13 protein-coding genes are annotated in these 15498 nt (G+C 56.4%); 9 read left to right on the forward strand and 4 right to left on the reverse strand.

What is annotated here, in order from left to right; all coding sequences use genetic code 11:
• Nucleotides 1-2: 2 nt before the first annotated feature.
• Together gmhB and QF010_RS12115 are read left to right on the forward strand one after the other, a co-directional pair.
• Complete coding sequence (gmhB, locus tag QF010_RS12110; protein ID WP_348122319.1) at nucleotides 3-542, forward strand: D-glycero-beta-D-manno-heptose 1,7-bisphosphate 7-phosphatase; 540 nt, start codon at nucleotides 3-5, stop codon at nucleotides 540-542.
• Nucleotides 543-624: 82 nt separating this feature from the next.
• Nucleotides 625-1404 carry a lysophospholipid acyltransferase family protein gene (locus tag QF010_RS12115; RefSeq protein WP_429511476.1) on the forward strand — a complete coding sequence of 260 codons (780 nt, stop codon included), beginning with the start codon at nucleotides 625-627 and terminating at the stop codon, nucleotides 1402-1404.
• A 286-nt stretch (nucleotides 1405-1690) separates the two neighbouring features.
• Here the strand turns inward: QF010_RS12115 and gyrB are convergent, their stop codons facing one another.
• Genes gyrB through dnaA form a run of 4 tightly spaced genes read right to left on the reverse strand, consistent with a single transcriptional unit; the run spans nucleotide 1691 to nucleotide 7907 of the window.
• Complete coding sequence (gyrB, locus tag QF010_RS12120) at nucleotides 1691-4114, reverse strand: DNA topoisomerase (ATP-hydrolyzing) subunit B (protein ID WP_008155700.1); 2424 nt, start codon at nucleotides 4112-4114, stop codon at nucleotides 1691-1693.
• Between the two features lie 5 nt (nucleotides 4115-4119).
• A complete protein-coding gene (recF, locus tag QF010_RS12125; RefSeq protein WP_007969883.1) occupies nucleotides 4120-5223 on the reverse strand; it encodes a DNA replication/repair protein RecF in 1104 nt (367 codons plus the stop codon).
• Nucleotides 5224-5243: 20 nt separating this feature from the next.
• Complete coding sequence (gene dnaN / locus QF010_RS12130; RefSeq protein ID WP_008155702.1) at nucleotides 5244-6347, reverse strand: DNA polymerase III subunit beta; 1104 nt, start codon at nucleotides 6345-6347, stop codon at nucleotides 5244-5246.
• A gap of 39 nt (nucleotides 6348-6386) precedes the next feature.
• Nucleotides 6387-7907 carry a chromosomal replication initiator protein DnaA gene (gene dnaA / locus QF010_RS12135; RefSeq protein WP_046056621.1) on the reverse strand — a complete coding sequence of 507 codons (1521 nt, stop codon included), beginning with the start codon at nucleotides 7905-7907 and terminating at the stop codon, nucleotides 6387-6389.
• A gap of 567 nt (nucleotides 7908-8474) precedes the next feature.
• Here dnaA and rpmH point away from each other — a divergent pair.
• From rpmH to rsmG, 7 genes are all read left to right on the forward strand, one after another.
• On the forward strand, nucleotides 8475-8609 hold the full coding sequence (gene rpmH, locus QF010_RS12140) for a 50S ribosomal protein L34 (protein ID WP_003213577.1): 135 nt from the start codon (nucleotides 8475-8477) through the stop codon (nucleotides 8607-8609).
• 16 nt (nucleotides 8610-8625) lie between these two features.
• A complete protein-coding gene (rnpA, locus tag QF010_RS12145; RefSeq protein ID WP_033059892.1) occupies nucleotides 8626-9027 on the forward strand; it encodes a ribonuclease P protein component in 402 nt (133 codons plus the stop codon).
• The gene (yidD, locus tag QF010_RS12150; protein ID WP_074872215.1) at nucleotides 9020-9265 is read left to right on the forward strand and encodes a membrane protein insertion efficiency factor YidD; all 246 of its coding nucleotides are present in this window, start codon (nucleotides 9020-9022) and stop codon (nucleotides 9263-9265) included. The genes rnpA and yidD overlap by 8 nt, the downstream gene beginning before the upstream one ends.
• A gap of 2 nt (nucleotides 9266-9267) precedes the next feature.
• Nucleotides 9268-10953 (forward strand): membrane protein insertase YidC, encoded by a 1686-nt coding sequence (gene yidC, locus QF010_RS12155; protein WP_033059691.1) that lies wholly within the window; start codon nucleotides 9268-9270, stop codon nucleotides 10951-10953.
• A 79-nt stretch (nucleotides 10954-11032) separates the two neighbouring features.
• Nucleotides 11033-12403, forward strand: a complete 1371-nt coding sequence (gene mnmE / locus QF010_RS12160; RefSeq protein ID WP_033059689.1) for a tRNA uridine-5-carboxymethylaminomethyl(34) synthesis GTPase MnmE — start codon at nucleotides 11033-11035, stop codon at nucleotides 12401-12403.
• Nucleotides 12404-12953: 550 nt separating this feature from the next.
• Nucleotides 12954-14852: a tRNA uridine-5-carboxymethylaminomethyl(34) synthesis enzyme MnmG gene (gene mnmG / locus QF010_RS12165; RefSeq protein ID WP_033059688.1), complete on the forward strand. Its 1899-nt coding sequence runs from the start codon at nucleotides 12954-12956 to the stop codon at nucleotides 14850-14852.
• Nucleotides 14849-15493 carry a 16S rRNA (guanine(527)-N(7))-methyltransferase RsmG gene (gene rsmG / locus QF010_RS12170; protein ID WP_033059687.1) on the forward strand — a complete coding sequence of 215 codons (645 nt, stop codon included), beginning with the start codon at nucleotides 14849-14851 and terminating at the stop codon, nucleotides 15491-15493. The genes mnmG and rsmG overlap by 4 nt, the downstream gene beginning before the upstream one ends.
• Nucleotides 15494-15498 lie beyond the last annotated feature (5 nt).

A 15498-nucleotide genomic window follows, 5' to 3' on the forward strand; every position in this document is an offset into this window, starting at 1 on the left:
GGCTGCTGTTGAAACTGCTGATTCTCGATCGGGACGGGGTGATCAATTACGACTCCGACGCTTACATCAAGTCGGTGGAGGAGTGGATTCCGCTCCCTGGTTCGATCGAAGCCATCGCGCAGTTGAGCAAGGCCGGCTGGACGGTGGCGGTCGCTACCAACCAGTCGGGCATCGCTCGCGGCTATTACGACATCGCCACCCTGGACGCCATGCACGAGCGCTTGCGCTCGCTGGTGGCGGAGCAGGGCGGTGAAGTCGGGCTGATCGTCTATTGCCCACACGGGCCGGACGATGGCTGCGATTGCCGCAAACCAAAACCCGGGATGTTGAAAACCATCGCCGCGCATTACAACGTATCGCTGACCAATCTTTGGTTCGTCGGCGATTCCCTTGGTGACCTGGAGGCCGCCAAAGCCGTCGATTCTCAGCCAGTTTTGGTAAAGACCGGAAAAGGCGAAAAGACTTTGGGCAAGACCCTACCGGTAGGCACCTTGATTTTTGACGATCTAGCGGCGATTGCCGCAGAACTTATCCACAATTAGAGTGCTTCGATTGTTCCTGACCAAGGATTGATCGGGAGTGCGCTTTATATAGACGGGCAGAGCCCGCACGGTAAACGTCGCCATGTCGATATTGCAGGCCATCAGAACCTTCCTCTTTTACCTGCTGCTGGGCACCAGCTCGTTGCTCTGGTGCAGCCTGAGCTTTTTTATCGCGCCGTTTCTACCGTTCAAGGCGCGGTATCGCTTCATCAATGTGTACTGGTGCCGCTGCGCCTTGTGGCTGAGCAAAGTTTTCCTGGGCATCAGCTACGAAGTGAAGGGCGCCGAGAACGTGCCTGATCAGCCCTGCGTGATTCAGTCGAACCACCAGAGCACCTGGGAGACGTTCTTCCTCTCCGCTTACTTCGAGCCCTTGAGCCAGGTGCTCAAGCGCGAACTGCTCTACGTTCCATTCTTCGGCTGGGCCATGGCCATGCTGCGGCCGATCGCCATCGACCGCGACAACCCGAAAGCGGCGCTCAAGCATGTGGCGAAGAAGGGCGATGAACTGCTGAAAGACGGCGTCTGGGTTCTGATCTTCCCAGAGGGAACGCGCGTTCCTTACGGCACCATCGGAAAATTCTCTCGCGGTGGTACCGCTTTAGCCGTCAACGCCGCACTTCCCGTGCTGCCGATTGCGCACAATGCTGGCAAGTTCTGGCCGAAAACCGGTTGGGCGAAGAAGCAGGGCGTCATTACCGTGATCATCGGCGCACCCATGTATGCAGAGGGTAGCGGGCCGCGAGCGATTGCAGATCTGAATGATCGGGTCCAAGCCTGGAACGAGCAGATGCAACGCGAAATGGGCTCGCTGCCACCCGCCCCGCAAGCCCCGACTCCTACCGATCAAGTGGCTGTCTGAGATTTTGTGGATAACCTGTGTACTGTTTTGTTGAAAAGCGTCGGATTTTGTTTTTAAGCTTATGATTTATATACATATTTTATAAACCCATAAAAAACCGAAAAAGGTGCATAAGTTTTTTTCGGACGTAAAAAAACCGGCTGATATAGCCGGTTTTTTTATGCCTGCGGTGACGTGTTTCAATGGTTGAACAACTGCGGGATTGGTTTATTACCCGAGCCAATAACGGACAATAAAAAAGGCCAACGCTAAGCGTTGGCCTTTTTCGTTTGGCAGGCTTGCTGGATCAGAAGTCCAGGTTGGAAACCGCCAGGGCGTTGCTTTCGATGAAGTCACGACGAGGCTCGACCGCATCACCCATCAGGGTGTTGAAGATCTGATCCGCGCCAATGGCGTCTTCGATGGTCACTTTGAGCATCCGGCGCTGGCTTGGGTCCATGGTGGTTTCCCACAGCTGATCCGGGTTCATCTCACCCAGACCTTTGTATCGCTGGATGGTGTGACGCTTGGTGCTTTCGGCCATCAGCCATTCAAGGGCTTCCTTGAACTCGGTCACCGGCTTCTTGCGCTCGCCACGCTGGATATACGCGCCGTCGTCCAGCAAGGTGCTCAATTGAGCGCCCAGAGAAACAACAGTCTTGTAATCGTTGCTGCCGAAGAAGTCGCGGTTGAAGGTGACGTAGTTCGACAAGCCGTGGGAGATCAGTTCGACCTCAGGCAGCCAGACATTACGTTCACGGTCTTCACGCAGGCTGGCTTTATAAACCAGGCCGGACTTCTCGACGGTGCGCAGACGAACTTCGTACTGGGCCATCCAATCCTGCATCGCAGCGTGATCGGACAATTGCTCGAGGCTAACGGCTGGCAGGTAGATGAAGTGCTCGGTCAGCTCCTGTGGGTACAGGCGCGACAGACGCTTGAGGGTCTTCATTACCAGACGGAAGTCATTCACCAGACGCTCGAGGGCTGGCCCGGAAATACCCGGGGCTTCCTCGTTCAGGTGCAGGCTCGCATCTTCCAGGGCCGACTGCGTCATGTACTCTTCCATGGCATCGTCGTCTTTGATGTATTGCTCTTGCTTGCCTTTCTTGACCTTGTACAGCGGTGGCTGGGCGATGTAGATGTAGCCGCGCTCGATCAGCTCCGGCAACTGACGGAAGAAGAAGGTCAGCAGCAGGGTACGGATGTGCGAACCGTCGACGTCAGCATCGGTCATGATGATGATGTTGTGGTAACGCAGCTTCGCGATGTTGTACTCGTCACGGCCAATGCCGCAGCCCAGCGCGGTGATCAAGGTGCCCACTTCTTGTGAAGAGATCATCTTGTCGAAACGCGCCTTCTCGACGTTCAGGATCTTGCCCTTGAGAGGCAGGATGGCTTGGGTCCGACGGTTACGTCCCTGCTTGGCGGAGCCGCCAGCAGAGTCACCTTCCACGAGGTACAGTTCGGAAAGGGCAGGGTCTTTTTCCTGGCAGTCAGCCAGTTTGCCCGGCAGGCCGGCGATATCCAGCGCGCCTTTACGACGGGTCATCTCACGGGCTTTACGCGCCGCTTCACGAGCGCGGGCCGCATCGATCATCTTGCCGACGACCAGTTTGGCTTCGTTCGGGTTTTCCAGCAGGAAGTCGGAGAAGTACTTGCCCATCTCCTGTTCGACCGCGGTCTTCACTTCGGAAGAAACCAGCTTGTCTTTGGTCTGGGAGCTGAACTTCGGATCAGGCACTTTTACCGAGATGATCGCGGTCAGGCCTTCACGGGCGTCGTCACCGGTGGTCGCAACTTTGTGCTTCTTCGCCAGACCTTCGGCTTCGATGTAGGTGTTCAGGTTACGCGTCAGTGCGGAACGGAAACCCACCAGGTGAGTACCGCCATCGCGCTGTGGAATGTTGTTGGTGAAGCACAACAGGTTCTCGTTGAAGCTGTCGTTCCACTGCAGGGCGATTTCCACGCCGATGCCGTCTTCGCGCTGGATGTTGAAGTGGAACACTTGGTTGACCGGGGTCTTGTTGGTGTTCAGGTATTCAACGAACGCACGCAGGCCACCTTCGTACTTGAACAGCTCTTCCTTGCCGCTGCGCTCATCCTTGAGGACGATGCCGACACCGGAGTTGAGGAAGGACAGTTCACGAATCCGCTTGGCCAGGATGTCCCAGCTGAAGTGGATGTTCTTGAAGGTCAGGTCGGACGGCTTGAAGTGAATCTGGGTACCGGTGGTTTCGCTTTCGCCAACGATTTTCATCGGCTCTTTCGGAACACCGTGAATGTAAGTCTGTTCCCAGATCTTGCCGCTGCGGCGAACGGTCAGGACCAGCTCTTCGGACAGGGCGTTCACCACCGACACACCTACACCGTGCAGGCCGCCGGATACTTTGTAGGAGTTGTCGTCGAACTTACCGCCGGCGTGCAGCACGGTCATGATGACCTCGGCTGCCGAGACGCCTTCTTCTTTGTGCACGTCTACCGGGATGCCACGACCGTTGTCGCGAACGGTGATGGATTCGTCCGGGTGGATGATGATGCTGATGTCGTCGCAGTGGCCAGCGAGCGCTTCATCGATGGAGTTGTCGACTACCTCGAAGACCATGTGGTGCAGACCGCTGCCATCGTCGGTGTCACCAATGTACATACCGGGACGTTTGCGTACGGCATCCAGGCCTTTCAGCACTTTAATGCTCGTTGAGTCGTAGGTATTCGTATTTTCTTCGCTCAATGCCTTCACTCCCGATGGTCGTGGGTCTGGGTGATACGGCCCTGTTCCACGTGGAACAGAGCGACTGGCGTTTCCGTCTGCCAGCCTTCCCTCAATAATTCGTGATCTACACAGGTGATAAACACCTGGCAGCGTAAGTCTTCCAGCAAGCGGCAAAGCGCGCGGCGGTGGTGCTCGTCCAGTTCGGACGGCAGGTCATCCACCAGATAAATACACTGGCCGCGTCGGGCCTGGCTGACCAAGTGCCCTTGGGCAATCCGCAATGCACAGACCACCAGTTTCTGCTGACCGCGAGACAAGATGTCCGCGGCGTTATGTGCGCCCAATCTAAGACGCAAATCAGCACGCTGTGGTCCTGCCTGGGTATGACCCATTTGCTGATCCCGCTGAAGGGACCCGGCGAGCACTGCACTCAGTTCGCGGTCTTTGTCCCAACCTCGGTAATAGCTGAGCGTTAAGCCCTCGAGCTCAACCAGTTCGCTCAAGGTCTGTTCAAAGACTGGTTTCAAGGCTTTGATATAAGCGCGGCGGTATTCATCAATTTCAGCGCTGGCCTGGCACAGTTCCCTGTCCCAAACCGCTTGCGAAACGGCGTCAAGTGTACCATGCCGCAGCCAAGAGTTTCTCTGGCGCAGGGCCTTCTGCAAGCGCTGCCAGGTGGACATGAATCGTGGTTCCACGTGGAACACGCCCCAGTCAAGAAACTGCCGGCGAATCTTCGGTGCGCCTTCCAGCAAGCGGAAGCTATCGGGGTTGATCAGCTGTAGCGGCAGGATTTCCGCCAGTTGCGCCGCGCTACGAGCGTTCTGCCCGTCGATGCGAATCTGGAACTCCCCTTGACGGTCTCGGGATATCCCCAACGCGCTGTGGCCACCCTCGGCCAACTCCACCTGACCAAACACCGTACAGGCGAGCTGCTCATACTGGATGACCGGTAACAGGCGGGTGCTACGAAACGAACGGGCAAGCCCCAGCAGATGAATGGCTTCCAGAACACTGGTTTTGCCGCTGCCGTTGGCGCCGTAAAGAATGTTGATTCGGGGGGAGGGGGAGAAGGTCACCGGGTGCAGATTGCGCACCGCGGTGACCGAGACGCGACTTAAGGACATCTAGCTTCTGCTGAGCATGATTACAGACGCATCGGCATGACAACGTAGGCCGAGTCGTCGTTGTCGGACTCTTGCACCAGCGCACTGCTGTTGGAGTCGGACAGGATCAGACGCACCTGCTCAGTCGTCATGACGCCCAACACGTCCAGCAGGTAGCTCACGTTGAAGCCGATTTCCAGATTGCCGCCGTTGTACTCGACGCCCACTTCTTCTTCCGCTTCTTCCTGTTCCGGGTTGTTCGCCTGGATCTTCAGTTGACCGTTGGCCAGTTGCAGGCGGATGCCGCGGTACTTCTCGTTGGACAGAATCGCGGTACGGCTGAACGCTTCACGCAGGGCCTGTCGATCGCCGAGTACCAGCTTGTCGCCGCCTTTCGGCAGAACACGCTCGTAGTCCGGGAATTTGCCGTCGACCAGTTTCGATGTGAAGGTGAACTCACCGGTGGTGGCGCGGATGTGATGCTGACCCAGTACGATGCTGACAATGCCGTCCGGCTCAGTCAGCAGGCGCGCCAGCTCAAGGATACCTTTACGTGGCACGATGACCTGGTGGCGATCCGGCTGACCGATATCAGCCTTCATCGAGCACATGGCCAGACGGTGACCGTCAGTGGCCACGGCGCGGATGATGCCTTCAGAAACTTCCAGCAGCATACCGTTCAGGTAGTAACGCACGTCTTGCTGGGCCATGGCGAAGCTGGTGCGTTCGATCAAACGACGCAGTTTGCTTTGCTCAAGGCTGCACGTCAGCGAGCCGGGGCCTTCTTCCACAGTCGGGAAGTCATTGGCCGGCAGGGTCGACAGGGTGAAGCGGCTACGGCCGGCCTTCACCACGAGCTTCTGCTCGTCGACCTTGATGTCGATCAGCGCGTCGTTCGGCAAGCTTTTGCAGATATCCATCAGCTTGCGCGCAGGCACAGTGATGGAACCTGGATCGGCAGGCTCTTCGAGTTGTACACGACCGACCAGCTCGACTTCCAGGTCGGTACCGGTCAGCGACAGTTGCTGGCCTTCGACAACCAGCAGCACGTTGGAGAGCACCGGCAAGGTCTGTCGGCGCTCGACGACGCCTGCGACCAGTTGCAGGGGTTTCAACAGGGCTTCGCGTTGAATGGTGAAATGCATGGTCTAGTCCCTTGCCTTAATAAGCTGCGCTGGTGTTCATCAAGTGGTCAGTGTACGCAGCAGGTTCTTGTAGTCCTCGCGGATGTCCGCGTCGGATTCCTTAAGTTCGTTGATCTTGCGGCAGGCGTGCAAAACAGTCGTGTGGTCCCGGCCGCCAAACACGTCGCCGATTTCCGGCAAGCTGTGGTTGGTCAGTTCTTTGGACAACGCCATGGCGACCTGACGCGGACGAGCTACCGAACGCGAACGACGTTTGGACAACAAGTCGGAGATCTTGATCTTGTAGTACTCGGCGACTGTGCGCTGAATGTTATCCACAGAGACCAGTTTGTCTTGCAGTGCCAACAGATCTTTCAGGGACTCGCGGATCAACTCGATGGTGATATCGCGGCCCATGAAGTGCGAGTGGGCGATCACGCGTTTGAGCGCGCCTTCCAGCTCACGGACGTTGGAACGAATACGTTGGGCAATGAAGAACGCCGCGTCGTGGGGCAGATCGACTTTGGCCTGATCGGCCTTTTTCATCAGGATCGCCACACGGGTTTCCAGTTCCGGCGGCTCGACGGCTACCGTCAGGCCCCAGCCGAAGCGGGATTTCAGGCGCTCTTCAAGGCCTTCAATTTCTTTCGGGTAGCGGTCACTGGTGAGAATGACCTGCTGGCCACCTTCAAGCAGGGCGTTGAAGGTGTGGAAAAACTCTTCCTGGGAACGTTCCTTGCGAGCGAAGAACTGAATGTCATCGATCAGCAATGCATCCACCGAACGGTAGAAGCGCTTGAACTCGTTGATGGCGTTCAGCTGGAGGGCCTTGACCATGTCGGCCACGAACCGCTCGGAATGCAGGTACACAACCTTGGCATTCGGATTCTTCTTTAACAGGTGGTTACCCACAGCGTGCATCAAGTGGGTTTTACCCAAACCAACGCCACCATAAAGGAAGAGCGGGTTGTAACCGTGCTTGGGATTGTCCGCCACTTGCCAGGCCGCAGCCCGGGCCAGTTGGTTGGACTTGCCCTCGACGAAGTTTTCGAAGGTGAAGGTGCGGTTCAGGTAGCTGGTGTGCTTGAGCGCGCCTTCGACCTGCACCGTACGCTGTTCGGCACGAATCGGAGCTTGTTGCGAACTGGCCCCGGCCATCGGGTCGAAGCTGTCGCGCGATGGCTCTTCATTAACCTCGGCAACTTTTTGCGTCGCACGCTTGGTCGGAGCGGCTACCTGGGCTGGCGCCGGGGCGCTGACAGGGGCTTGAGCGGCCTGAGCCTGTGAAGCAGCGGCGGCCAACGGAGCATTCGGGGCGGCACGTGGTGCCGAACTGCGCTTGCTGCCTATTAATAAGGACAGCGCCGGCGCCATGCCATTGCCATGCTCATCCAGCAGTTCAAGGACGCGGCCCAGGTACTTTTCGTTGACCCAGTCGAGAACAAAACGATTCGGTGCGTAGACACGCAACTCGTCGCCTTCGGCTTCGACCTGTAGTGGACGGATCCAAGTGTTGAATTGTTGGGCAGGCAGCTCATCGCGCAAAAGCTCCACGCACTGCTGCCAAAGTTCCACTGACACGGATATCCCCTAAGTTGAAAGCCGGTGAGGCAAAAACAAGCCGCCATTGTAGCCGACCCAGCCCCGACTTATCCACACGAAGGTTGTGCACCTCCCATGAAGAATCAGTGATTTATACGAATAAAAGGCGACCAGCGGTCTGTGCATAAGCTCTGTGGATAACCGGGCCTGAGGTCGTTGTACAAGTGGGGGCGAAACTCGGTGGATAACCACGCTGTGGATAAGTACCTCTTTCACACACAGCTTATCCGACAGCGCAGCACAGGGTTACCACCGTTTTCCACCGTAGTTGTCATTCTCTGTACATCACGACTTTAAAGGGCTGATGGCAGTTATCCACAGATGATCGTGCCCCTAGCTTTTATAAGCTTTACAGAAAAGCTTTAAATACTTTCCTTCTTAATTTCTATATCTAGCCAATGAGCTCGGCAGGAAAAACGTCTGGAGATCTATTTATAAGGAAACGCTGGTTGGAAATTGACCTAGAGGCTTGCTTTCTCTAGAATCCCCGGTCTCTTAAAACGGGGGCCATTCCGGCCCGTTGTGGACGAACCAGGTAACACGACAATGAAACGTACTTTCCAACCAAGCACTATCAAACGCGCTCGTACCCACGGTTTCCGTGCTCGCATGGCTACCAAGAACGGTCGTGCCGTCCTGTCGCGTCGTCGCGCCAAAGGTCGTGCGCGTCTGGCAGTTTGATAATCCGGCACTGGAGGTGAGTCAGGACTTCAGTCGGGAAAAGCGTCTGCTTACTCCCCGGCATTTCAAGGCAGTCTTTGACTCCCCTACCGGCAAGGTTCCGGGGAAAAATCTCCTGCTCCTTGCGCGCAACAACGATCTTGATCACCCCCGTCTCGGGCTGGTTATCGGGAAAAAGAGCGTAAAGCTCTCCGTCGAGCGCAATCGCCTCAAACGTCTGATGCGCGAATCGTTCCGTCTGAACCAGGAATCACTGGCCGGCTGGGACATCGTTATCGTCGCGCGCAAAGGTTTGGGTGACGTAGAAAACCCCGAATTGATTCAGCATTTCGGCAAACTCTGGAAGCGTCTGGCACGCAGCACGCCGGTACCAGCAGTCAAAACCGAAACTGTAGGGGTAGACAGTCCCGATGCGTAAACTGGCACTCGTTCCGATCCAGTTTTATCGCTATGCCATTAGTCCTCTGATGGCCAGTCACTGTCGTTTCTACCCCAGTTGTTCCTGCTACGCGTATGAAGCCATAGAAAATCATGGCCTTCTGCGCGGTGGCTGGCTGGCCTTTCGTCGTTTAGGTCGCTGTCATCCGTGGAATCCCGGTGGTTATGACCCGGTTCCATCTATCCCTACCTCCCGTTCTTCTTCGATGGCCGAGTAATCATGGATATCAAACGCACGATCCTGATCGTCGCCCTGGCAATCGTGTCCTACGTTATGGTTCTTAAATGGAACCAGGACTATGGCCAGGCTGCCCTGCCGACTCAGAATGTTGCTTCCAGTACTACCGCACCGGGCTTACCGGATACGGCGACTGGCAATAATGCTTCTGTCAGTGACGACATTCCACGCGCCGCAAGCGATACCAGTGCAACTGCACCTGCTGAAACTCCAGTAGCTGCAAGCAAAGACCTCATCCAGATCAAAACGGATGTGCTCAACCTGGCAATCGATCCACAAGGTGGTGATGTTGCGCAGTTGACGCTGCCGCTGTATCCACGTCGCCAGGACCATCCGGAAATTCCATTCCAGTTGTTCGATAACGGCAACGAGCGGACTTATCTGGCTCAAAGCGGTTTGATCGGCACCGACGGTCCGGACGCAAGTCCTGCCGGTCGTCCGGTTTACTCCTCGGAGAAGAAGATTTACCAACTGGCTGACGGTCAGGACCAATTGGTCGCAGACCTGAAGTTCAGCAAGGACGGCGTCAACTACATCAAGCGTTTCACCCTGAAACGTGGCCTGTATGACGTAACCGTTTCCTACCTGATCGATAACCAGAGTGCCAAACCCTGGTCCGGTGCAATGTTCGCGCAATTGAAGCGTGACGCCAGCTCCGATCCTTCTTCCAGCACTGCCACCGGCACCGCGACTTACCTGGGCGCCGCCCTGTGGACAAGTAACGAGCCGTACAAGAAAGTGTCCATGAAGGACATGGACAAGGCTCAGCTGAAAGAAACCGTTAACGGTGGTTGGGTTGCATGGTTGCAGCACTACTTCGTGACCGCGTGGATTCCGGCGAAAGGCGAGAACAACCTCGTCCAGACCCGTAAAGACAGCAAAGGCAACTACATCATCGGCTACACCGCACCGGCAATGACTGTCGCGGCAGGTGCAAAAGCCGAGACCAGCGCTGTTCTGTACGCAGGTCCGAAAAGCCAGGCCGTGCTGAAAGAGTTGTCCCCAGGCCTGGAACTGACCGTCGACTACGGCATCCTGTGGTTCATTGCCCAGCCAATTTTCTGGCTGCTGCAACACATCCACGCGCTGGTCGGTAACTGGGGCTGGTCGATCATCTTCCTGACCATGCTGATCAAAGGGATCTTCTTCCCGCTGTCGGCAGCCAGCTACAAATCCATGGCGCGCATGCGTGCAGTGGCACCGAAACTGGCCGCGCTGAAAGAGCAACACGGCGACGACCGGCAGAAAATGTCGCAATCCATGATGGAGCTGTACAAGAAAGAGAAGATCAATCCGCTGGGTGGTTGCTTGCCAATCCTCGTGCAGATGCCGGTTTTCCTTTCGCTGTACTGGGTTCTGCTGGAAAGCGTTGAAATGCGCCAAGCGCCGTTCATGCTGTGGATTACTGACCTGTCGATCAAGGATCCGTTCTTCATTCTGCCGATCATCATGGGTGCAACCATGTTCATCCAGCAGCAGCTGAACCCGACGCCTCCGGATCCGATGCAGGCCAAGGTGATGAAGCTGATGCCAATCATCTTCACCTTCTTCTTCCTGTGGTTCCCGGCTGGTCTGGTGCTGTACTGGGTAGTGAACAACTGCCTGTCGATCGCCCAACAGTGGTACATCACTCGTAAGATCGAAGCAGCTACCAAAGCAGCTGCCTGATTTACACTGTGGATAACCACTCAAAACGCCCCCTAGTGGGGCGTTTTGCTATCTGTCACTTTTGTCTGGATAACGGTTTATGAGCGTTCCTCGTGAAACCATCGCCGCCGTCGCCACCGCTCAAGGTCGCGGCGGTGTGGGCATCGTCCGTATTTCCGGACCGCTGGCGAGTGTTGCGGCCAAGGCTTTCAGCGGCCGTGAACTCAAGCCAAGGTTTGCCCACTACGGCCCATTCCTCAGTGAAAACGATGAGGTGCTGGATCAAGGCATCGCCCTGTATTTTCCGGGCCCGAACTCGTTCACCGGCGAAGATGTGCTGGAACTGCAGGGCCACGGCGGTCCGATCGTTCTGGATATGCTGCTCAAGCGTTGCCTGGAATTGGGCTGTCGGTTGGCCCGGCCGGGTGAATTCAGCGAGCGCGCGTTCCTCAATGACAAACTCGACCTGGCTCAGGCCGAGGCGATTGCCGACTTGATCGAGGCAAGTTCTGCACAAGCTGCACGAAATGCCCTGCGTTCCTTGCAAGGCGCATTTTCCGAGCGTGTGCATAACCTCACCGAGCAACTGATTGGCCTACGCATCTATGTCGAAGCGGCGATCGACTTCCCTGAAGAAGAAATCGACTTCCTCGCCGATGGTCATGTACTGAGCATGCTCGACAAAGTACGTGACGAGTTATCCACCGTATTACGCGAAGCCGGGCAGGGTGCCTTGCTGCGTGACGGAATGACCGTGGTAATCGCCGGCCGGCCGAATGCCGGCAAATCCAGCCTGTTGAATGCACTGGCCGGTCGTGAAGCCGCGATCGTCACCGAGATCGCCGGCACCACCCGGGACATTCTTCGTGAACATATCCACATCGATGGCATGCCGCTGCACGTGGTTGACACCGCAGGTCTGCGAGATACCGACGACCAGGTGGAAAAAATTGGCGTCGAACGGGCTCTGAAAGCAATCGGCGAGGCTGATCGCGTGCTGTTGGTGGTCGATGCGACGGCTCCGGAGGCACTTGATCCGTTCGCGTTATGGCCTGAATTTCTGGAAATCCGTCCCGATCCGGCGAAAGTCACGCTGATCCGAAACAAGGCTGACCTCACTGGCGAAGCCATTGCCCTGGAAGTCAGCGAGGATGGCCACGTCACCATCAGCCTGAGCGCCAAATCTGCAGGTGAAGGGCTGGAATTGTTGCGCGACCATCTCAAGGCCTGCATGGGCTACGAACAGACCTCGGAAAGCAGCTTCAGTGCTCGCAGGCGTCACCTTGAAGCGTTGCGTCACGCCAGTGCTTCCCTCGAGCACGGCCGTGCACAGCTGACCCTGGCGGGTGCCGGTGAACTGTTAGCCGAGGATTTGCGACAAGCCCAACACGCTTTGGGTGAAATCACCGGCGCATTCAGCTCCGATGACCTGCTGGGACGAATCTTTTCCAGCTTCTGTATCGGTAAATAAGACTCTCCGTTGTCCACAGACAGGCCATTCGTGCCTGTCTGTTCCCTCCTTTTCCTGAATTCTCTTCCAGTGCTGAGCAGATTCTTTCTGCTTGAGCGGATTTTCCGTGCCCGGGATTTGCTTATTCGGCAGTTTTCTGTGGATTAAGCCCTGTGAATAACTGCCTCTAAGGGCAGTTGATAACAGGGCCTCAAAACTGAAGATAACCGCCCCTGTGGATAAGCACCCCTTTCATCCACAGGCTTAAACCGGTTATCCAAGGGCCTCCTTGCCACATGACCACAGGGTTTTGAATCTCTGTACACATTGAATATAAAGGCCTGTAGAGATCTATCCACAGAAAGGTGGCTCAGTAGAAATAAACATAAAAACAAAGATTTAATAAATTTCTTTCTTTTTAATTTCTATAACCGCGACTTCTCCACAGCTGGTTAAATTTTGTGCAAAGGGTTCTTTAGGAAGGGCGAAGTCCCTATACTTGCCGACCAGGTCCAAAAACCTGAGCTCAACTATTCCTGATTACCTAACTGAAGCAGGCACGAGGTGCGTGGTGGATTTCCCTTCCCGTTTTGAAGTGATCGTCATCGGCGGCGGTCATGCCGGTACCGAGGCAGCACTGGCCTCAGCACGTATGGGTGCAAAAACCCTGTTGCTGACGCACAACGTGGAAACCCTCGGTGCCATGAGTTGCAACCCCGCTATCGGTGGGATCGGCAAAAGCCATCTGGTCAAGGAAATCGATGCCCTCGGCGGCGCGATGGCCATGGCTACCGATAAAGGCGGTATTCAATTTCGCGTATTGAACAGCCGCAAAGGCCCGGCCGTGCGTGCAACCCGCGCTCAGGCTGACCGGGTTTTGTACAAGGCAGCTGTCCGCGAAATCCTTGAAAACCAGCCGAACCTGTGGATATTTCAACAGGCCGCCGACGACCTGATCGTCGAGCAGGAACAAGTACGCGGTGTTGTCACCCAAATGGGCCTGCGTTTCTTCGCGGACTCCGTGGTGTTGACCACTGGCACCTTCCTCGGTGGACTTATCCACATCGGCTTGCAGAATTTTTCCGGCGGCCGTGCCGGTGATCCGCCGTCGATCGCCCTGGCTCACCGTTTGCGTGAATTGCCACTGCGCGTGGGTCGCTTGAAAACCGGTACACCACCGCGTATTGACGGTCGTTCTGTGGATTTCTCGGTGATGACCGAGCAAGCAGGCGATACACCGATCCCGGTGATGTCGTTCATGGGTTCCAAAGAGCAGCACCCGAAACAGGTCAGCTGCTGGATTACCCACACCAACGCCCGCACCCACGAAATCATTGCCGCCAACCTGGATCGGTCGCCGATGTATTCCGATGCCGGGTTGATCGAAGGTATCGGCCCGCGTTATTGCCCGTCGATCGAAGACAAGATCCATCGCTTTGCCGACAAGGAAAGCCATCAGGTCTTCATCGAACCGGAAGGCCTGACGACCAACGAGCTGTACCCGAACGGGATATCCACATCCCTGCCGTTCGACGTGCAACTGCAGATCGTGCAATCGATCCGCGGCATGGAAAACGCGCACATCGTTCGTCCGGGTTACGCCATCGAATACGACTACTTCGACCCGCGTGACCTGAAGTACAGCCTGGAAACCAAAGTTATCGGCGGTCTGTTCTTTGCCGGGCAAATCAACGGCACCACCGGTTACGAAGAAGCCGGCGCCCAGGGTTTGCTGGCCGGGGCCAACGCCGCACTGCGTGCTCAGGGCAAAGATGCCTGGTGCCCGCGTCGCGACGAGGCGTACATCGGAGTGTTGGTCGACGACCTGATTACCCTGGGTACCCAGGAACCGTATCGGATGTTCACGTCCCGCGCCGAATACCGCCTGATCCTTCGCGAAGACAACGCCGACCTGCGCTTGACCGAAAAAGGTCGCGAACTGGGTCTGGTGGATGACGCGCGTTGGGCTGCGTTTTGCACCAAACGCGAAAGCATCACGCTGGAAGAGCAACGCCTGAAAAGTACCTGGGTTCGCCCGGGCACCGAGCAAGGCGATGCGATTTCCGAGAAGTTCGGCACGCCGCTGACCCACGAATACAACTTGCTCAATCTGCTGAGCCGTCCGGAAATCGACTACGCTGGTCTGATCGCCGTGACCGGTGGCGGCGCAGAAGATCCACAAGTCGCCGAGCAGGTCGAAATCAAGACCAAATACGCCGGTTACATTGATCGCCAGCAGGATGAAATCGCGCGACTGCGGGCCAGCGAAGACACAAAACTGCCTGTGGATATCGATTACACGAATATTTCCGGTCTCTCCAAAGAGATCCAGAGCAAGCTCGGTGCGACCCGTCCAGAGACTTTGGGCCAGGCGTCGCGTATCCCGGGTGTGACGCCGGCAGCGATTTCGCTGTTGATGATTCATTTGAAAAAACGCGGCGCGGGCCGTCAGTTGGAGCAAAGCGCTTGAGTTCGTTGGTCACCTCGCAACACGCAGAAGAGTTATCCACAGGTGCTCGCCAGCTCGGTGTCACGCTGACAGAAACCCAGCACGCGCAGCTGCTGGGTTATCTGGCCCTGTTGATAAAATGGAACAAGGCTTACAACCTGACTGCCGTACGCGACCCGGATGAAATGGTTTCCCGTCACTTGCTCGATAGTTTGAGCGTGATGTCGTTCGTCGAAAACGGTCGCTGGCTGGACGTCGGCAGCGGTGGCGGCATGCCGGGTATTCCGTTGGCCATCCTGTTTCCAGAGTCCCAAGTGACCTGCCTGGACAGCAACGGCAAGAAAACCCGCTTCCTGACTCAGGTCAAACTCGAACTCAAACTGGATAACCTGCAAGTTATCCACAGTCGCGTCGAAGCTTTTCAGCCTGATCAGCCATTCAACGGGATTATTTCCCGGGCGTTCAGCAGCATGGAGAACTTCAGCAACTGGACTCGCCACCTCGGCGACACCGAAACACGTTGGCTGGCAATGAAGGGCGTTCATCCCGCCGATGAGCTGGTAGCATTGCCGGCAGACTTCCACCTCGATAGCGAACACGCCCTGGCCGTACCCGGTTGCCAAGGCCAACGCCATCTGCTGATACTGCGCCGCACGGCATGATTGGG

This window comes from Pseudomonas silensiensis, from assembly GCF_050434865.1.
Classification (GTDB): domain Bacteria; phylum Pseudomonadota; class Gammaproteobacteria; order Pseudomonadales; family Pseudomonadaceae; genus Aquipseudomonas; species Aquipseudomonas fluorescens_W.

What these genes read in the sequence shown, in the direction of transcription:
- dnaN (WP_008155702.1), bottom strand. Translation starts at nt 6,347, where the DNA reads ATGCATTTCACCATTCAACGCGAAGCCCTGTTGAAACCCCTGCAACTG.
- QF010_RS12115 (WP_429511476.1), top strand. Translation starts at nt 625, where the DNA reads ATGTCGATATTGCAGGCCATCAGAACCTTCCTCTTTTACCTGCTGCTG.
- yidD (WP_074872215.1), top strand. Translation starts at nt 9,020, where the DNA reads ATGCGTAAACTGGCACTCGTTCCGATCCAGTTTTATCGCTATGCCATT.
- recF (WP_007969883.1), bottom strand. Translation starts at nt 5,223, where the DNA reads ATGTCCTTAAGTCGCGTCTCGGTCACCGCGGTGCGCAATCTGCACCCG.
- mnmE (WP_033059689.1), top strand. Translation starts at nt 11,033, where the DNA reads ATGAGCGTTCCTCGTGAAACCATCGCCGCCGTCGCCACCGCTCAAGGT.
- rpmH (WP_003213577.1), top strand. Translation starts at nt 8,475, where the DNA reads ATGAAACGTACTTTCCAACCAAGCACTATCAAACGCGCTCGTACCCAC.
- yidC (WP_033059691.1), top strand. Translation starts at nt 9,268, where the DNA reads ATGGATATCAAACGCACGATCCTGATCGTCGCCCTGGCAATCGTGTCC.